The organism is Pseudomonas sp. AC463 (assembly GCF_979253585.1).
Genome location: NZ_CEEDDZ010000017.1, coordinates 127,896 through 143,801, shown reverse-complemented (window position 1 = coordinate 143,801; position 15,906 = coordinate 127,896). Strand labels below are relative to the sequence as shown.

The 15,906-nt window shown below is 62.5% G+C and carries 19 protein-coding genes; 7 read left to right on the top strand and 12 right to left on the bottom strand.

What is annotated here, in order from left to right; translation table 11 throughout:
- Positions 1-230 precede the first annotated feature (230 nt).
- Genes AC0IYH_RS21630 through AC0IYH_RS21620 form a run of 3 tightly spaced genes read right to left on the bottom strand, consistent with a single transcriptional unit; the run spans position 231 to position 2,116 of the window.
- Positions 231-773: a DUF2937 family protein gene (locus AC0IYH_RS21630; protein WP_122772936.1), complete on the bottom strand. Its 543-nt coding sequence runs from the start codon at positions 771-773 to the stop codon at positions 231-233.
- Positions 774-784: 11 nt separating this feature from the next.
- On the bottom strand, positions 785-1,561 hold the full coding sequence (locus AC0IYH_RS21625) for a class II glutamine amidotransferase (RefSeq protein WP_116628184.1): 777 nt from the start codon (positions 1,559-1,561) through the stop codon (positions 785-787).
- A gap of 21 nt (positions 1,562-1,582) precedes the next feature.
- Entirely contained in the window at positions 1,583-2,116 is a 534-nt protein-coding gene (locus AC0IYH_RS21620) for an MFS transporter (RefSeq protein WP_116628185.1), read from the bottom strand.
- 24 nt (positions 2,117-2,140) lie between these two features.
- On the opposite strand from AC0IYH_RS21620, the gene AC0IYH_RS21615 reads away from it, so the two are divergent.
- Both AC0IYH_RS21615 and AC0IYH_RS21610 read left to right on the top strand, forming a co-directional pair.
- Positions 2,141-4,183, top strand: coding sequence for a S9 family peptidase (locus AC0IYH_RS21615; protein ID WP_471836100.1), 2,043 nt, complete (start codon positions 2,141-2,143; stop codon positions 4,181-4,183).
- Between the two features lie 68 nt (positions 4,184-4,251).
- Entirely contained in the window at positions 4,252-4,725 is a 474-nt protein-coding gene (locus AC0IYH_RS21610) for a cyclic nucleotide-binding domain-containing protein (protein ID WP_122772934.1), read from the top strand.
- Here AC0IYH_RS21610 and AC0IYH_RS21605 read toward each other — a convergent pair.
- Positions 4,722-5,000 carry a hypothetical protein gene (locus tag AC0IYH_RS21605; RefSeq protein ID WP_116628188.1) on the bottom strand — a complete coding sequence of 93 codons (279 nt, stop codon included), beginning with the start codon at positions 4,998-5,000 and terminating at the stop codon, positions 4,722-4,724. The genes AC0IYH_RS21610 and AC0IYH_RS21605 overlap by 4 nt on opposite strands.
- 78 nt (positions 5,001-5,078) lie before the next feature.
- Between AC0IYH_RS21605 and AC0IYH_RS21600 the strand changes: the two genes are divergently transcribed.
- Entirely contained in the window at positions 5,079-5,765 is a 687-nt protein-coding gene (locus AC0IYH_RS21600; protein WP_471836099.1) for a spermine/spermidine synthase domain-containing protein, read from the top strand.
- A gap of 132 nt (positions 5,766-5,897) precedes the next feature.
- On the opposite strand, the gene AC0IYH_RS21595 is transcribed toward AC0IYH_RS21600, so the two are convergent.
- Complete coding sequence (locus tag AC0IYH_RS21595) at positions 5,898-6,818, bottom strand: ParB/Srx family N-terminal domain-containing protein (protein ID WP_471836098.1); 921 nt, start codon at positions 6,816-6,818, stop codon at positions 5,898-5,900.
- Positions 6,819-6,919: 101 nt separating this feature from the next.
- Between AC0IYH_RS21595 and AC0IYH_RS21590 the strand changes: the two genes are divergently transcribed.
- The 3 genes from AC0IYH_RS21590 (at position 6,920) to AC0IYH_RS21580 (ending at position 8,347) form a co-directional block, all read left to right on the top strand.
- Entirely contained in the window at positions 6,920-7,294 is a 375-nt protein-coding gene (locus AC0IYH_RS21590; RefSeq protein WP_003210675.1) for a YajD family HNH nuclease, read from the top strand.
- Positions 7,295-7,462: 168 nt separating this feature from the next.
- Complete coding sequence (locus tag AC0IYH_RS21585; protein ID WP_053136646.1) at positions 7,463-7,930, top strand: RNA methyltransferase; 468 nt, start codon at positions 7,463-7,465, stop codon at positions 7,928-7,930.
- 66 nt (positions 7,931-7,996) lie between these two features.
- Positions 7,997-8,347 (top strand): YgaP-like transmembrane domain, encoded by a 351-nt coding sequence (locus tag AC0IYH_RS21580; RefSeq protein WP_122772932.1) that lies wholly within the window; start codon positions 7,997-7,999, stop codon positions 8,345-8,347.
- Between the two features lie 126 nt (positions 8,348-8,473).
- Here the strand turns inward: AC0IYH_RS21580 and AC0IYH_RS21575 are convergent, their stop codons facing one another.
- Together AC0IYH_RS21575 and AC0IYH_RS21570 are read right to left on the bottom strand one after the other, a co-directional pair.
- The gene (locus AC0IYH_RS21575) at positions 8,474-9,694 is read right to left on the bottom strand and encodes a hypothetical protein (protein WP_122772931.1); all 1,221 of its coding nucleotides are present in this window, start codon (positions 9,692-9,694) and stop codon (positions 8,474-8,476) included.
- A gap of 13 nt (positions 9,695-9,707) precedes the next feature.
- Positions 9,708-10,157 carry a YcgN family cysteine cluster protein gene (locus tag AC0IYH_RS21570; RefSeq protein WP_003172524.1) on the bottom strand — a complete coding sequence of 150 codons (450 nt, stop codon included), beginning with the start codon at positions 10,155-10,157 and terminating at the stop codon, positions 9,708-9,710.
- Between the two features lie 153 nt (positions 10,158-10,310).
- On the opposite strand from AC0IYH_RS21570, the gene AC0IYH_RS21565 reads away from it, so the two are divergent.
- A complete protein-coding gene (locus AC0IYH_RS21565) occupies positions 10,311-10,895 on the top strand; it encodes a nitroreductase family protein (RefSeq protein ID WP_116628193.1) in 585 nt (194 codons plus the stop codon).
- A gap of 63 nt (positions 10,896-10,958) precedes the next feature.
- Here AC0IYH_RS21565 and AC0IYH_RS21560 read toward each other — a convergent pair whose 3' ends face one another.
- From AC0IYH_RS21560 to AC0IYH_RS21540, 5 genes are all read right to left on the bottom strand, one after another.
- On the bottom strand, positions 10,959-11,891 hold the full coding sequence (locus tag AC0IYH_RS21560; protein WP_471836095.1) for a D-2-hydroxyacid dehydrogenase: 933 nt from the start codon (positions 11,889-11,891) through the stop codon (positions 10,959-10,961).
- A gap of 108 nt (positions 11,892-11,999) precedes the next feature.
- Entirely contained in the window at positions 12,000-12,293 is a 294-nt protein-coding gene (locus AC0IYH_RS21555) for a YcgL domain-containing protein (RefSeq protein ID WP_056857316.1), read from the bottom strand.
- Positions 12,290-13,423: a ribonuclease D gene (gene rnd / locus AC0IYH_RS21550; RefSeq protein WP_116628195.1), complete on the bottom strand. Its 1,134-nt coding sequence runs from the start codon at positions 13,421-13,423 to the stop codon at positions 12,290-12,292. Before rnd ends, AC0IYH_RS21555 begins: the two co-directional genes overlap by 4 nt.
- A 122-nt stretch (positions 13,424-13,545) precedes the next feature.
- Positions 13,546-14,145 carry a class I SAM-dependent methyltransferase gene (locus tag AC0IYH_RS21545; RefSeq protein ID WP_116628196.1) on the bottom strand — a complete coding sequence of 200 codons (600 nt, stop codon included), beginning with the start codon at positions 14,143-14,145 and terminating at the stop codon, positions 13,546-13,548.
- An 85-nt stretch (positions 14,146-14,230) separates the two neighbouring features.
- Positions 14,231-15,601 carry a glutamine synthetase family protein gene (locus AC0IYH_RS21540; RefSeq protein WP_116628197.1) on the bottom strand — a complete coding sequence of 457 codons (1,371 nt, stop codon included), beginning with the start codon at positions 15,599-15,601 and terminating at the stop codon, positions 14,231-14,233.
- Between the last annotated feature and the right edge of the window lie 305 nt (positions 15,602-15,906).

The following is a 15,906-nucleotide window of genomic DNA, read 5'->3' as shown; positions in this document are numbered from 1 at the left end:
GGGTAACCCGGCAGGACGCCGGGTTAGCCGCACTGGGCCAAGGATGGCCCATTGCGGCGGCCCACGGATTCAAGCCTGCGTTCGGGCACACCGAGCCTAGGCGAGGTGCCGAGTGTTGGGGCAAGAGCGTTTTGGTTACTTTTGCGCTTTTCAAAAGTGACCCGCCGTAAGGGCGGAACCATAAGCAGCCGTTACCGCAGCAACGGATATGCACACAAGGCCCAAAAAAATCAGAGCCCCTTGAGATCCCGCTCCTCGATCGGCCGACTCTGGCGCAACCGCTTCCCGCCCAACACCACCCAATCAATCAGACGAAACAGACACTCGATCCCAAACGACAAGAGCATCGCCCCACCCAGCCCCCAGCCCATAGCCTCAGGCGTCAGCAGAATCTGGTAGGTGTAGCCATTCCAGGTTTCCTGGCGAATATCCGGGTCAGCGGCCACCGCCACCTGCAAGGCGCGTATGTACCACGGGCCTTGCATCGCCTGGAATTGCTTGTCCAACGCCACCTGGCGATCAAGCATCGCCCCCAGGCTGTTAGCGTCACTCTGAAACACCGGATCATCACTGGCCCGGTAATGCGCCACCAGTGCCTTCAAATCACCGTTGAAGAACTGCCGTGCAGTGGTTTCAAACCCACTGAGGCCAGTCTGCGCCTCGATCAGATGCGCTTCGACACGCTTGGCGTAATCGTTGATAAACCCCGGCACTTGCACGCCGACCAACAAGCCAATGGCAAACAGCACCAAACGCAGATAACTAAGCAACATGGTCGATATCCTTACTCGGTAACGCCCTGGCTGACGCATTCACCGCGTCGCCACAGGCTCCATTGGCCCGGTTCGTAGCGGGTCCAGTTTTCGTTGTCGGTCAAAGGCTCGGTGGCGATCACCGTCACCACGTCATTGGGGGTGGTTTCAGCCTGAAAATCCACGATTACGTCGACATCTTTGAGCCGCGCGGGGCCAAATGGTGCACGTCGGGTAATCTGCGCCAATTTGGTCGAGCAGAAGCAAAACAGCCAGTCGCCGTCACTGAGCAGGCAATTGAACACGCCTTTGCTGCGGTATTCGGCGCAGGCGGCGATCAGGTCCGGCAGCATCTGTTCGATGTCCACCGGCTCGGGGAAGGCTTCGCGCACGCGGTTGAGCAAGTCGCAGAAGGCCGCTTCACTGTCGGTATCGCCGACCGGGCGGTAGAAGGTGGCGCGCGGGTTGAAGTCCGCCAATTGGCCGTTATGCGCGAAGCACCAGTTGCGGCCCCACAGCTCGCGTACGAACGGGTGGGTATTGGCCAGGCTCACCTTGCCCACATTGGCCTGGCGGATATGGCCAATCACCACTTCGCTCTTGATGGGATAACGCTGCACCAGCAGTGCGACTTCCGATTCGCTGCTCGCGGCCGGGTCCTGGAACAGGCGCAGGCCACGGCCTTCATAGAAGGCGATGCCCCAACCGTCGCGGTGCGGGCCGGTACGCCCACCGCGCTGCATCAGCCCGGTGAAGCTGAACACGATATCGGTGGGGACGTTGGCACTCATGCCCAATAATTCACACATGCCAGGGCTCTCGCTGCAACGTTAAAGGCGCGGTTCGACCCGCATGCCACTGACCGGCGCCGGACGGCGGAAGGGTTCATCGTCTTCTTCTACCGGCTCGGCAGCCAGGGCAGCGTCCATCGCGGCCTTGCGCTCACGGCGGGCGTTGGCGGCGCGCTCGATGGGCCAGCGGATCAACACAATGACGATGTACACGCCAAACGCGATCATCGCGTACATGACCAGATCGGAAATGGCCCGCCAGGCGTTATTGCCGACCTTGAGCACCAGGTCCAGCGCAGTGATGGCCACGGCCGGTGCGAACTGGGTCTTGACCGGGTCAACGATGGTCGGGCTAAACAACAGCACCGCCATCAGCAATTGCAGCGGCTCGCGCAGCCAGCGCCAGATCCAGCGCGTCATGCGCCACCACACCAACAGGCAGCCCAAAGCGGCGAAGGCGTAAAGGCCCCAAGCGGTCAGATAGTCGTTCTCGGTCATGGTGTCCATGGCAAGGTAGGCAAACAGGCGGCTATGATAACGGCTTTTGCGTGTCGCGGCTGCAAAGCCTGCCACCGTCCGCCTGACAGAGAGTGATCCATGCCTATCGCCACCGCCCCGATCGCCCGCAAGGCCCCTGGCCAGGACCCGTACGCCTGGTTGCAGGAGCGTGATACCACTGAGGTGCTCGACTACCTCAAGGCCGAAAACGCCTGGCAGGAAGCCCAGCTCGCCGATCAAGCCGCGTTGCGCGAAAGCCTGTTCGAGGAGATCAAGGGCCGCATCCTCGAAACCGACCTGTCGCTGCCCTCCCCATGGGGCCCGTACCTGTATTACACGCGCACCACCGCCGGGGACGAATACGCCCGCCACTACCGCTGCCGCCGCCCCGCCGACGACAGCAACCAGGTAGACGACAGCAGCGAAGAGCTGCTGCTGGACCCGAACGTGCTGGCCAATGGCGGCTTCTTCTCCCTCGGCGCGTTCAGCATCAGCCCCGACCACCAGCGCCTGGCCTACAGCCTGGACACCAGTGGCGAAGAGATTTACACCCTGTACGTGAAGGAATTGGCCACCGGCAAGGTCAGCGAACTCGAGTTCGAAGACTGCGACGGCAGCATGACCTGGGCCAATGACAGCCTGACCCTGTTCTTCGGCGAACTCGACGACACCCATCGCCCACACAAGCTCTATCGCTACCGCCTGGATGGCACGGCGGCGCAGGAAGTGTTCCATGAGCCCGACGGGCGTTTCTTCCTGCATTGCTACCGTTCGAGTTCCGAGCGCCAGTTACTGCTCTCGCTGGGCAGCAAGACCACCAGCGAAATCTGGGCGCTGGATGCCAACCAGCCACACCTGGAGTTCACCTGCCTGGCGCCTCGCGTCGAAGACCATGAATACGATGTCGACCACGGCCAGTTGAATGGCGCATGGACCTGGTTTATCCGCAGCAACCGCGATGGCATCAACTACGCGCTGTTCGTGGCGACCGACATTGGCGACGTGCCGACCGAAGATGAGTGGCAGAACCTGATCCCCCACAGCGACGAGGTCATGCTCGACGGCGTAAGCCTGAACGCCGGCGCCATGACCCTGAGCCTGCGCATCGGCGGCCTGCCGGTGATCGAAGTGCACCCCGAGGGCGTGCCGGCCTATCGCGTGGAATTGCCTGACGCCGCGTATAGCCTCTACGTACAAAACAGCCTGGAGTTTCCGAGCGACAAGATCCGCCTGCGCTACGAAGCCCTGAACCGCCCGGCCCAGGTACGCCAGCTGGAACTGGCGAGCGGCGCACAAGTGGTGCTCAAGGAAACCCCGGTACTCGGCGTGTTCAATGCCGACGACTACGTGAGCCAGCGCCTGTGGGCCACCTCTGCCGATGGCACCCTGGTGCCGATCAGCCTGGTGGTCAAGCGCGACCAGCTCGGCAAAGCCACGCCGCTGTATCTGTATGGCTACGGCGCCTACGGTTCGAGCCTCGACCCGTGGTTTTCGCATGCGCGCCTGAGCCTGCTCGAGCGTGGCGTGGCGTTTGCCATTGCGCACGTACGCGGCGGCGGCGAGCTGGGTGAAGCCTGGTACCGCAACGGCAAGCAGGAACACAAGCAGAACACCTTCAGCGACTTTGTCGCCTGCGCCGAACACCTGATCGCCCAGGGCCTGACCACCTCCAAGCAACTGGCCATCAGCGGCGGCAGTGCTGGCGGCCTGTTGATCGGCGCGGTGCTCAACCAGCGCCCCGAGCTGTTCCAGGCGGCGATTGCCGAAGTGCCGTTTGTGGATGTGCTCAACACCATGCTCGACCCCGAGCTGCCGCTGACCATCACCGAGTACGACGAGTGGGGCAACCCAGAAGAGCCTCAGGTGTATGCGCGCATCAAGGCCTACGCGCCGTACGAAAATATTCGCGCCCAGGCCTACCCGCACCTGCTGGTGATCGCCGGCTACAACGACAGCCGCGTGCAGTACTGGGAAGCGGCCAAGTGGGTGGCCAAGTTGCGCGACACCAAGACCGACGACAACCTGCTGTTGCTCAAGACCGAGTTGGGTGCCGGCCACGGCGGCATGAGCGGTCGTTACCAGGGATTACGTGACGTAGCGCTCGAATATGCATTTGTGTTCAAGGCGCTGGGGCTGATTTAGGAACTTAGCGGGGCGGGCCTGTCTGAACACAGGACCGCCTACCTGTTTGATGGACCAAGATTGCAGCTATGCCACTACCGACCCTGATGAACAACGAAATCCGCGACATGCTGATGGACTGCGGCCTGTTCGACCCGCTGCTGCCGGAAGATTTTCATGTGGCCGCGGGCTACTTCAATATCAGCAGCATTGCCCGCGATGAGGTGATCTTCCTCGAAGGCGATGCCGGCACCTTTATGTGCATCCTCCACAGCGGCCAGGTGGCGGTGCAGAAAACCGGCCTCGACGGCCAGCGCCTGACCATCGCCACCCTGCGCAGTGGCCGGGCCTTCGGCGAAATGGCCGTGCTCGACGGCGAGCGCCGTTCGGCCAGTTGCGTGGCGGCCAGTGATTGCGTGTTGTTGAACCTGGGCAAGGATTCCCTGGAAAAGATGCTCAACGAAGCCCCACGGGTGGCCGCCAAGATCATTCGCGCCATCGCCATTGCCCTGTCCAAGCGCCTGCGCATGGCCGACGGGCAATTGCTCACGCAACAGATTTAACCGCCCGGCGTCTTCGGTTTGCTGTCGTTTTGCAGCAGGCCAGGCACGGTCTGGTCCTTGGGCGGGGTCGGCAGCACGATGGGGGCCAGGGGCGGTGAGCCGTTGGTCTTGGGCAAGGCAGGCGGGCTGACTTGCGGGTACAGCGTCGGCGTCGGCGTGCCTGGTGCGCCTGGGGTTGGCGCAGGCGCGACCGGTACGGTTTGCAACTCCTGCGCCTGCGCCGCACCCAATGTGAGCGCGCCAAGCACAATGACCGTTAGAATGCTGCACTTCATCGATGGCTCCATGGCCTGACCGGAATGTCGTAAGGCTACTCCCAACCGCGCAAGAATGCCCTTCCCAATGAGATTTCCATGAAACGTTTCGTTCTGCTCGACACCACCCCGATCCCTGATAACGGCGGTGCCTTGTGCCTGTTCGAATACGGTGAAGATTTTGTCATCAAGATCCAGGGCGGTGACGGCGGCCAGTTGATGAACACGCGCATGCACGGCTCCGAAGATGCACTGGCGGAAATTCCTTGTCGCAAGGTGGCGGGGCGCCCGGGTTCGCGGGTGTTGATCGGCGGGTTGGGCATGGGCTTTACCCTGGCCTCGGCGCTCAAGCACCTAGGCAAGACGGCCGAAGTGGTGGTGGCGGAACTGGTGCCGGGCGTGGTCGAGTGGAACCGTGGGCCGCTGGGAGAAAAATCCGGCCGCCCGCTGCTGGACCCGCGCACGGTGATCCGCATGGAAGACGTCGCCAAGGTGCTGCAGGCCGAGCCCCAAGGCTTTGACGCGATCATGCTGGATGTGGACAACGGCCCCGAAGGCCTCACGCAAAAAGCCAACAGCTGGCTCTACTCCGCCGCCGGCCTGGCCGCCTGCGCCAAGGCCCTGCGGCCCAAGGGCGTGCTGGCAGTGTGGTCCGCCAGCGCCGACAAGCTGTTCAGCGACAAACTGCGCAAGGCCGGTTTCAAGGCCGAGGAAGTGCAGGTGTTCGCCCATGGCAACAAGGGCACCCGGCACACCATCTGGATTGCCGAGAAGCTCAAGAGCTGATCACGATCAACCAGCCACTGAAGATCCAATGTGGGAGGGGGCTTGCCCCCGATGAGGGTGGGTCAGTTGATACATTTTTGACTGACCCACCGCTATCGGGAGCAAGCCCCCTCCCCTATTTTCAGTTCTGCGTCAGTTGTGGGAATTGCGGTAATCGATCACGTACGGCACTTTTTTGTCGAAGGTTTTCTCCAGCTCATCGCGATCCAGCGCGGTCATGCCACCCAACTGCTGGGCAGTGAAACCGCTATCCCCCACCTGTGCGCCCGGCGCCAGGCTGACCATGCGCTTGGCCACCGCCTCGATCGCATCCTTGTAACCGCCTTTCTTGTTCAGGTTGAACGCGCTCAGGTCGATCTGCGTGCGCAGCCAGTTGCCCCAGTAGAACTCCAGGAATTCCGGCGCGATCGCGTCACCGTCCGGCTTGGCATACGCTGCCTTGCGGGTGAAATACACCAGGCTGCGGAACATATCGTCCTGCAGGTTCTTGAAGCCCAATTGCGCCGGCAGTTCGCTTGGTGTGAGGGTCTGGCCCTGGTTGTCCTTGAGCCAGACCTTGCGCGCCGCCTGCATACGCTGCCAGAAGGCGGCGAGGTTCGGGCTGTTGCTGAAGTCGTCGGTGACCTTGACCCACATCTTCAGGCGCGGGCCGCCGCCGGTGGCTTCCCACAAGGTGGTGAAACTGTGGTGACCGTCGGTCAGGTAGAGCTGGCCGGCGGGGCCGACGACTACGGTTTTCATGTCCTCGGGGTGGCTGCCCACCGGGCTCTTGCAACTGAAGCTCGCCGGGGTGTGCAGGTCCGCGTCACTGGGCACCTTGTCGGATTCGCCCTGGCCATTGGTTTCGCAGTATTCGTCGAAGAGCTTGGCCCGTTTGTCGGCGAACAGCCCGAGGCTGTAGTAGATCTGGTCGAACCCCACCACGGCCTGGGTCGGGTGCAACTGCTCGAGTGCTACCTCGATCACTTGGCCCGGCTGGGGGCTGGAGAACGCCTGGGCTTGCGCCGCCAGGCCGCAAAATAGAAGTGCAACTGTCCATGTAGGTAAACGCATAGGTTTCAGATCCTTATGAAATTGAATGAGCCGATACTACAAACGTTCGCTGGCGGCTAGAATCAACGCTATCCGTGACCACCCCAATATCAGGAGCCATGATGAGCTCGACCAACCCGCCCTCCCACACCGCCAAGCTGGACCGCATCCTTGCTGATGCCCAGCGCGACCGGGAAATGGGCTACCGCGACAAAGCCTTGAAGATGTACCCGCATGTCTGCGGCCGTTGTGCGCGTGAATTCGCCGGCAAACGCTTGAGTGAACTCACCGTACACCACCGAAACCACAATCATGATGACAATCCCCAGGACGGTTCCAACTGGGAATTGTTGTGCCTGTATTGCCACGACAACGAGCACTCGCGCTACACCGACCAACAGTACTTCGGCGAAGGCTCCACCAGCAGCCCGACGATTGCCAAGGCCACGCACAACCCGTTTGCGGCGTTGGCGGGGTTGATGAAGAAAGACGACTGAAGTTTTTTTGCTGTGTGTACCGGCCGCATCGGGGGCAAGCCCCCTCCCACATTTTGACTTGTGAACACTCTCAAAGGTGGAGGGGGCTTGCCCCCGATGCCGGTAGCCCAAGCAATCCATCACCTGCAGGCCGTATAATCCCCGCTTTTCTCCAAGGCACCCTTCCCCGTGGGCAATAAACGCTACAGCTGCATCGGTTTGTATAACCCCAAATCCCCCGAAAACGTCGGTTCGGTCATGCGCGCCGCCGGCTGCTACGGCGTGGCCTCGGTGTTCTACACCGGCGTGCGTTACGAGCGCGCCCGGGACTTCATCACCGACACCAAGAAGGTCCACCACGATATTCCGTTGATCGGCATCGACGACCTGAAAAAAATCCTGCCCCTGGGCTGCATCCCGGTCGCCGTGGAACTGGTGGAAGGCGCCCGCCCGCTGCCCGAATACACCCACCCCGACCGCGCGCTGTATATCTTCGGCCCCGAAGACGGCTCGCTGGATAAAGACATCCGCGACTGGTGCGAAGACGTGGTGTACATCCCGACGACCGGCTGCATGAACCTCGCCGCGACCGTCAACGTGGTGCTCTACGACCGCCTGGCCAAGGGCAACAACACCCGTTCGGGGCCCAAGTACTGATTTTTTGGGAACATCCGGCGCCTGCTGGCAGTCAGCTACATATCACTTGCCCCTTGGAGACAGATCATGAGCGACAGCAAAACCCTGCGTCCCGTCATCGAGCACGCACCCTTTGAAACCCAACCCACCCAGAACGTGCACGGCTGGGAACGCATCGGCTCAGTCGCCGGCGGCGTGATGATGGTGGGCAAAGGCCTGCGCCGTGGCGGGATTTTTGGTTTGATTCAGGTGGCGATCGGCGGCGTGGCACTGGCCCGTGGTTTTACCGGGCACAGCTCGCTCAAGGACAAGTTGGAGCAAGGTCGTCAGGAGATGAACAGCTTGCGCACCAAGGTCGAACGCGCCGGGGCTGAATTGAGAAACCTTAAGACTAAAGCAGAAGTGGCGGCCGAGAAGGCCGTTAAAACCCCAGGCTGAGCCAGACCTCCAATCCAATTGGAGATCTAAATGTGGGAGGGGGCTTGCCCCCGATAGCGGTGTGACTGACACACTGCAATCGGGGGCAAGCCCCCTCCCACATTTTGCTCCGAGCATGGCTCCGGATCAGTGCAACAGTTTGCTATCGAGTACCACTGACGACTCGCCAATGATGCTCTCAGCCAACTGTACAAACTCCGCCGTGGTGATGCTGTCAGCCCGCATCACCGCCTGCGCGAGATCATCCAGGGAACGCTTGTTGTGGGTTTTCACGCGGATCTCGCGGTCCAGCTCCTGCAACACCACCACCGCCCGTGACACCGTCGCGCCGCTGATGTGCTCGCCGCGCAGGCTGCTCACGTCCTTGCCTTCCTTGACCAATCGCGCCTGGATCGCCTGGTACCGTTCGTCGGTGATGCCACCGGCACGGCGCAGCAGTTCAATGGCGTAATACTCACCCAGTCCCTCGCTGATCCAGTCACTGGTGTCGTGGTCGTTGAAGCGGCCAATCGCCTGCACCACTTCGCGGAGCAACGGGCTGCTGCCGTTTTCGCTGACCAGCGGCGTGCGGCTGTTGAGGTAGATCGAGTCGCGCGCCGAGAACGCGCCACGGCGCATCGGGTCGCTGGCGCCGACCACCAGCAGTTTGGCCGGATGACGCGGGAACGCCGCTTCCACCTGGGGCCACACGAACGTCAGCAGCGTCAGCACGTCCATGCGGCGCATGGCCTGGCCTTTGGGCGAGGCCACGGTCACTTCGCTTTCGCCCAGGCGCACACGGCGGCTGCCGAGGTTGCCGGCGAGCATCCAGCCGGTGGGCCGGTCGAACAGGCGCGAGACGTTATCGATGCGGAATTTGTTCTTGCCGATACGTGGCCAGGCGGTTTCGACGCTTTTCCAGCCGGCCGGCAACTCGAACACCAGCCGCGAGACCAACTCGACGCCATCCTGCTGGTCGAGGCGCGCGGGCGGCACCAGGTCTTCGCCACGAAACAGCGCCCAGCTCGGGGTCATCCGCGCTTCATACATACCCGGCTTGCGCGCGTGGGTCAGGCGTACGCGGTAGGTCAGGCTGGCCTTGCTGGCGCTGGGTTGCCACAGACCGCGATGCTCGTTGACGCTCCATTGGCCATCGGCCTTGAAGTCGCTGTAGTCGCCGTCGTGGCCGAGGTCGAAGTTCAGGCTGCGCACCGCCGAGCCCTGTGACAGGCTCACCCGCACCTCGGCCTGGTCGCTCTGGGGTAGCAGCTTGACGTGATAATCCAGGTCGACTTTTTTCGCGCACCACGCGGGCGTGCTCAGCACCAGCAACATCAGGCTCGCCGCCAGCTGGGTTCCCACCTTCATACACACTCCTTGCTCAACCCGCGCGGAAAATCAGGTAATCCTCCCAGTCGTCTTCGGGCACGCTGCCTTCACTGAGCATGCGCCCGGACTGGGAAATGCGTTCATGGTGCACGGCATCGCGATCGCCGCAGACCAGGTGGTGCCACAACGGCAGATCCTTGCGCTCGCTGACCAGGCGATAGCCGCAGGTGGGCGGCAGCCATTTGAACTGGTCGGCCTGGCCCGGGGTGAGTTGGATGCAATCGGGCACCGAGGCGCGGCGGTTGGGGTAGTCGGTGCACTGGCAGGTTTTCAGGTCGAGCAGTTTGCAGGCGATGCGCGTGTAATAGACGCTGTTGTCGTCTTCGTCCTCAAGCTTTTGCAGGCAGCACAGGCCACAGCCATCACACAGCGACTCCCATTCCTCCTGGTCGAGGTGTTCAAGGGTTTTGCGTATCCAGAAAGGTTCGACTTTGGCGGCCATGGCTCTACATCAGTATCGGTATGTTAAAAGGCCGCCAGTCTAGTGCCCAAGCCCCTTATAACCAAGCGCTTACGACTGGCGGTGTAACAACACTTGTCAGTCTAGTGGGCGCGCAGTAGCTTTGAACGCCGAATTGACGATCAGGACCTGCTCATGACACGTGTTGCCGATTATCCGATCCACCCCCAGTTCACCGACCGCTGGTCGCCGCGCGCCTTCACCGGCGAGAGCATCCCCCAGGAAACCCTGCTGAGCTTTTTCGAAGCGGCACGCTGGGCACCGTCGGCGTACAACTCGCAGCCTTGGCGTTTTCTCTACGCGCGCCGCGACACGCCCGACTGGGAACGTTTCCTGGGCCTGCTGAATGAATTCAACCGGAACTGGGCACAGCACGCGTCGGCGCTGGTGATCATCGCCTCGAAAACCGACTTCACCGCTCCCGGCGCCACGGAAGAAACCCCGGCGCTGTGGCACACCTTCGACACCGGTTCGGCCTGGGGCCACCTGGCGCTGCAAGCCAGCCTCAGCGGCTGGCACACCCACGGCATGGCCGGCTTCGATCAGGAGCTGACCCGCAAAGAGCTGAAGATTCCCGAAGGTTATGCCCTGCACGCGGCCGTAGCCGTCGGCAAGCTGGGCGACAAGTCGACCTTGCCGGAGTACCTGCAAGGCCGTGAAGTGCCAAGCCCACGCCTGCCATTGAGCGCGTTGGTGTCGGAAGGTGATTTCAGCCTCTAGGCCCTAAACAGATCCAATGTGGGAGGGGGCTTGCCCCCTCCCACATTTTTGTCCGTCGCTATTTCAATAACCGCGGTCGAAATCCACTTCCCCGCGCAAGGCTTCCTTGGCCTGATACGCGCGTACGTTCTCCACGAACAACTCCACCATCATCGATGGCGACGTCGGCGCCGAACTGTGCCCGGTCAACAGCAGGCCCCAGGCAGTCCAGAACGGATGGCGCTGCGGCAGCGGTTCCTGGCGACACACGTCGATCACCGCGCCGGCCAAGTGCCCTTCTTTCAAGGCCTCGACCAAATCGGCATCGACCACCGCCACACCGCGCCCGACGTTGATAAACAGGCCAGTCGGCTTGAATTGCTTGAACAGCGCCGCGTCGTACAGGTCGTGGGTGTTCGGCGTGTTGGGCAGCAGGTTGATCACATAATCCACCTCGCCCACCAGCCGGCCCAGTTGGTCGAGCCCGGCCACGTCGAGAAACGGTGCCTGCTCGCGCGGGGTGCTGGCGATGCCGTACAGCTTGACGCCAAAGGGTACGAGGAACTCGGCGACGCTCTGGCCGATGTCGCCGGTGCCGACGATCAACACCTTGCGCCCGGCCAGGCTCTGGCCGGTGCGGTTGTCCCACTTGCGCTCAACCTGGCTGACCAGCCGCGCGAGCACTTCGCGCTCATGGCCGAGCATATAGGTGAGCACGAATTCGGCCATGACCTGGCCATAGATGCCGACCGCGCGGGTCAGGCGATAGTCGCGTGGCAAGCCTTCGGCCAGCAACGGCGTGATGCCGGCCCAGGTCGATTGCAGCCACTGCGGGTGATGGCCCTGGCGCAGCAGGGTCGCCAGCAGGTCCGGTTGGCCCAGCCATACCGGGCAATCGGCGGCCAGGCGCGAGAGCTCGGCCGAGTCACCGCTGGTGAGCACCTCAAGGTCCGGCGCCACTTCATTGAGCAGTTGGGCGTAGAGCGGGTGATCCTGTTCAGCAATCAGAACACGCATGGTTCAAACCTTTCAAAAACAGTGCAGACGGCCGCCCGCTTCCCTACGGCCACCGCCCACGAATACGATTTCATTCAAACACGTGCCCCAGGCAGGGCACTGACCCGATTACATCGGGTCGTTGCGACGCAGCAGCTCTTCGGGCAAGTGTTCGATGTACTCGTCCTCGGCCGGCGGCATTTGCAGGTGGTAGCCCTGCTTGTCGAGGTTTTCCAGGACCACCGTGATGTCTTCGCGCGACAGCTTGCGCTCCGGCGTCAGGATCATCTCGAACGCCAGATGGGCCTTGCCGAACGCGGCCATCAACGGTTCCGGCACGCGTTCCAAGGCATCGCTCTTGAGCACGTAGAGGTACATGCCGTCTTTTTTCAGGCTGCGGTAGATGGAGCAGATACGTTTCAAGGCTGTTCTCCGGCAGTGGCCAGGCTGTCGAGCAGCGCCTGGCCCATCAACTCGCGGCGCCAGCCACGCAGCGAGTCTGGCAATTTATAAGGCCCATCGGGGTAGCCACTTTTGACCAGGGCTTCGAGGGTTTTCTTGCGCAGCATCAGTTCCGGTGCCATGTCGAGGCGCTCGGCTTCGGCCTGGCCCAGGGCGCGCAGCTGCTTGATCAGCGTGGCGGCGTCTACCGGCAACGGTTCTGCCACGGCAGGCGGCCATTGGTCCATGGGCACGCTGCCGGCACGTTTGATCAGGTCCAGCAGGAACTGGCCATCCTGACGCACGGTGCGCGGGTGCATGTCTTCGATCTTGCCCAGGGCCGCGAGGTTGTCCGGCTGGGATTTGGCCAACGGCCACAACGAGTGTTCGCGAATGATGCGGTTGCGCGGCAGGTCACGGGCACGCGCCTGCTGCTCGCGCCAGGCGCACAGCTCACGCAGGACGGCGAGCTGGGCACGCGAGAGTTTCCACGCCAGCTTGGCGTCGCGGTACACCTCGTAGGGGTCGACTTCGCGGCGCAGGTTGGCCACCAGTTCGGCGCCGTCTTCCAGCACCCAGGCGTACTTGTCGTCCGAAAGCTTCGGGCGCAGGCGAATGTAGACTTCGGCCAAGTGCACGGCATCTTCGGCGGCGTAGCTCACCTGGGTCTCGGACAACGGGCGCTGCAGCCAGTCGGAGCGGGTTTCGCCCTTGGGCAGCTCGATATCCAGCACAGCCTGCACCAATCGCGAATAGCCCATGGAGAACCCGAGGTTCAGGTAGGCGGCAGCCAATTGGGTGTCGAACAGCGGCACCGGCAGGCTGCCGGTCAAACGCAGCAACACTTCCAGGTCTTCGCTGCAGGCGTGTACCACCTTGATCACCGCCGGATTTTCCAGCAGGGCGGCCAAAGGTTGCCAGTTGTCGATGGTCAGGGGGTCGATCAGGTAAGCGCGCACGCCGTCACCGATCTGGATCAGCCCGGCAATGGGATAAAAGGTGTCGACCCGCATGAATTCGGTGTCGAGGGCGACGAATGGCAACTGCTGCCATTCGGCGCAGTGCTGGCCGAGGCTATCGTTGTCGCAGATCCAGTGAATATCGATGGCCACACGGCTCTCCCTTGAAGAATGGCGCGCAGTATATATCGCGAAAGGGACTTGCGAGCATCCGCAGTGCACAGGCAACCATGAAAACTCAGACAGAAGATGAAGAATAGTCCGACAGCTGGGACTTATCCTCTCTTACGCAGAACGTAGACCCGCCACAGGCTCGAGCCCGGCATGAATTCCTGATGATGCAGGATTTTGAAGCCCGCCTGGCGGAACTCGGCCTCTACTGGCGTACGCGAAGGCACCGACACGATCACCGTGTCCCGGCTGACCCGGTGGAACTCGCGTAGCAACGCCAGGCGCCCTTCGCTGCTGGGCACATGGCGAAACAATTCCAGGCAGAAGATGCAATCCACCGCATTGGCCGACAAGCCGATGGAAAACGCCGAGCCCTGGAACGTCTTGACCCGCTTGAGCAACGGCGCCGGGTGATGAGTCAGGGCGTGGTCGAGCATGGCCTGGGAGTTATCCGAGGCCAGGATCACGCGGTTGACGTGCTCGGCCAACACCGGCCAGAAGCGTCCCGAACCGCACGCCAGGTCCAGCAGCAACCCCGGTTCACCGGCGACTTTCAGCGCCTGGCGCACCAACCATTCGTCGCGCCACGACGCCAGGCGCCGCCGCAAACCGGGCGGGCGCGTGTCGCCGCAGACCCTGGCGTGCTCGCGGTCACAGCGCTCGGCGTATTCGATCTCGATGGTTGAGGGATTCTGTGGCGACATCGCAGGCTCATAGGGGTTAAACGACCATGATTGGCAGCTTAACCACTGCAACGTGAAAAAAAGGTCGAAAGCTCCCCCACTCAACTCACGCCTGATGCAAGTACCAGCGCCAATCCTGCTCACCCACCTCGCCCATGAACTGGCGGTACTCCGCGCGCTTCACCGCCAGGTACACACCGAGGAATTCACTGCCGAATGCCTCCCGCGCCCAACTCGAACCTTCCAGCGCGCGCAGGGTGGTGAGCCAGTCGGTGGGCAGCAATTCCTTGGCCTGGGCGTACCCGTTGCCTTCTACCGGCGCGCCGGGATCGCGTTGCTCACGGATGCCGCGGTGGATGCCGGCGAGAATCGCCGCCGCCGCCAGGTAAGGGTTGGCGTCGGCACCGCAGATGCGGTGTTCGATATGCCGCGAGTTGGCCGGGCCGCCGGGCACGCGCAGGCTGACGGTGCGGTTGTCGACGCCCCAGGTGGCGGCCAGCGGCGCATAACTGTTGGTCTGGAAACGCCGGTAGGAGTTGGCGTTGGGGCAGAACATCAGCAACGAATCGAGCAAGGTGCTGAGCATGCCGCCCACCGCCTGGCGCAACAGCGGCGTGCCGTCAGCGGCTTCGCTGGCAAACAGGTTATGGCCCTCGGCGTCCGCCAGGCTCACGTGCATATGCATGCCGGTGCCCGCCAGGTCGTCGAACGGCTTGGCCATGAAACAGGCGGTCATCCCGTGCTTGTGCGCCACGCCCTTGACCAGGCGCTTGTAGCGCACCGCTTCGTCCATCGCCTGCAAGGCGTCGGCGCGATGCTCCAGGGTGATTTCGACCTGGCCCGGGGCGTATTCGGAAATCGCCGTGCGCGCCGGAATGCCTTGCAGTTTGCACGCGCTGTACAAGTCTGCGAGGAACGGCTCGATCTGCTCCAGCTCGCGCAGGCCATACACCTGGGTCGAGCGCGGGCGCCCGCCGTCCACATCCCGCGCCGGTTGCGGGCGGCCGTTGCCGTCGGGTTTCTGGTCGAGCAGGTAAAACTCCAGCTCCGCCGCCATCACCGGGTAATAACCATCGGCCTTGAGCCCTTCGATCACCTTGGCCAGCAAGTGCCGGGGGTCGGCCACGGTGGCGGGCAGGCCTTCGGTGGGGTGCATGCTGACCTGCACGGCGGCAGTCGGGATCAACCGCCACGGCATGCGCTGCAAACTGCCGCTGATCGGATAGGCGCGGCAGTCGATATCGCCCACCTCCCACACCAGCCCGGAGTTTTCCACGTCATCGCCATTGATGGTCAGGCCAAGGATGGTGCTCGGCAACGGCCGGCCGCTGGCGTACACCGCCAGCAGTTCATCGCGGTGCAGCAACTTGCCGCGCGGCACACCGTTGTTGTCGAGGATAAACAGCTCGAACATCTCGATGTCCGGGTGTTGCTCAAGGAAGGATTGGGCTTCGTGCAGGCTGGCAAAAACACTCATGGGCTTTCTCATACGTGTGCGTCAGGCAGGCGCGCAGGCGCTGCCGGGCAGATGCGCACAGGCGTGCGTCATCCCTGGGGTAGATCAACGTAGGAGACAAGTATCTGGTGGGCGCGCGTGTCGACAGTGAAACAGGGCCCAAAAGGCCAGCGCGGACGGCAGCAGCGCGGGATGTGTATCGGGGGAGCCGTCCATGCGGGGTTCACAATAAAGTAGGTACCCGGCAGCCTCACACGCCTGGATAGGCGATTAAATTCAGGGTTGACGGAGTTTGGTTGCGGTTTGACTAAACATTCACGCCGCCT

Bases quoted from the DNA above. Each gene is read 5' to 3' on its own strand.
- AC0IYH_RS21630 (WP_122772936.1), bottom strand. From the start codon at position 773: ATGTTGCTTAGTTATCTGCGTTTGGTGCTGTTTGCCATTGGCTTGTTG.
- AC0IYH_RS21625 (WP_116628184.1), bottom strand. From the start codon at position 1,561: ATGTGTGAATTATTGGGCATGAGTGCCAACGTCCCCACCGATATCGTG.
- AC0IYH_RS21615 (WP_471836100.1), top strand. From the start codon at position 2,141: ATGCCTATCGCCACCGCCCCGATCGCCCGCAAGGCCCCTGGCCAGGAC.
- AC0IYH_RS21610 (WP_122772934.1), top strand. From the start codon at position 4,252: ATGCCACTACCGACCCTGATGAACAACGAAATCCGCGACATGCTGATG.
- AC0IYH_RS21605 (WP_116628188.1), bottom strand. From the start codon at position 5,000: ATGAAGTGCAGCATTCTAACGGTCATTGTGCTTGGCGCGCTCACATTG.
- AC0IYH_RS21600 (WP_471836099.1), top strand. From the start codon at position 5,079: ATGAAACGTTTCGTTCTGCTCGACACCACCCCGATCCCTGATAACGGC.
- AC0IYH_RS21595 (WP_471836098.1), bottom strand. From the start codon at position 6,818: ATGCGTTTACCTACATGGACAGTTGCACTTCTATTTTGCGGCCTGGCG.
- AC0IYH_RS21590 (WP_003210675.1), top strand. From the start codon at position 6,920: ATGAGCTCGACCAACCCGCCCTCCCACACCGCCAAGCTGGACCGCATC.
- AC0IYH_RS21580 (WP_122772932.1), top strand. From the start codon at position 7,997: ATGAGCGACAGCAAAACCCTGCGTCCCGTCATCGAGCACGCACCCTTT.
- AC0IYH_RS21575 (WP_122772931.1), bottom strand. From the start codon at position 9,694: ATGAAGGTGGGAACCCAGCTGGCGGCGAGCCTGATGTTGCTGGTGCTG.
- AC0IYH_RS21570 (WP_003172524.1), bottom strand. From the start codon at position 10,157: ATGGCCGCCAAAGTCGAACCTTTCTGGATACGCAAAACCCTTGAACAC.
- AC0IYH_RS21565 (WP_116628193.1), top strand. From the start codon at position 10,311: ATGACACGTGTTGCCGATTATCCGATCCACCCCCAGTTCACCGACCGC.
- AC0IYH_RS21560 (WP_471836095.1), bottom strand. From the start codon at position 11,891: ATGCGTGTTCTGATTGCTGAACAGGATCACCCGCTCTACGCCCAACTG.
- AC0IYH_RS21545 (WP_116628196.1), bottom strand. From the start codon at position 14,145: ATGTCGCCACAGAATCCCTCAACCATCGAGATCGAATACGCCGAGCGC.
- AC0IYH_RS21540 (WP_116628197.1), bottom strand. From the start codon at position 15,601: ATGAGTGTTTTTGCCAGCCTGCACGAAGCCCAATCCTTCCTTGAGCAA.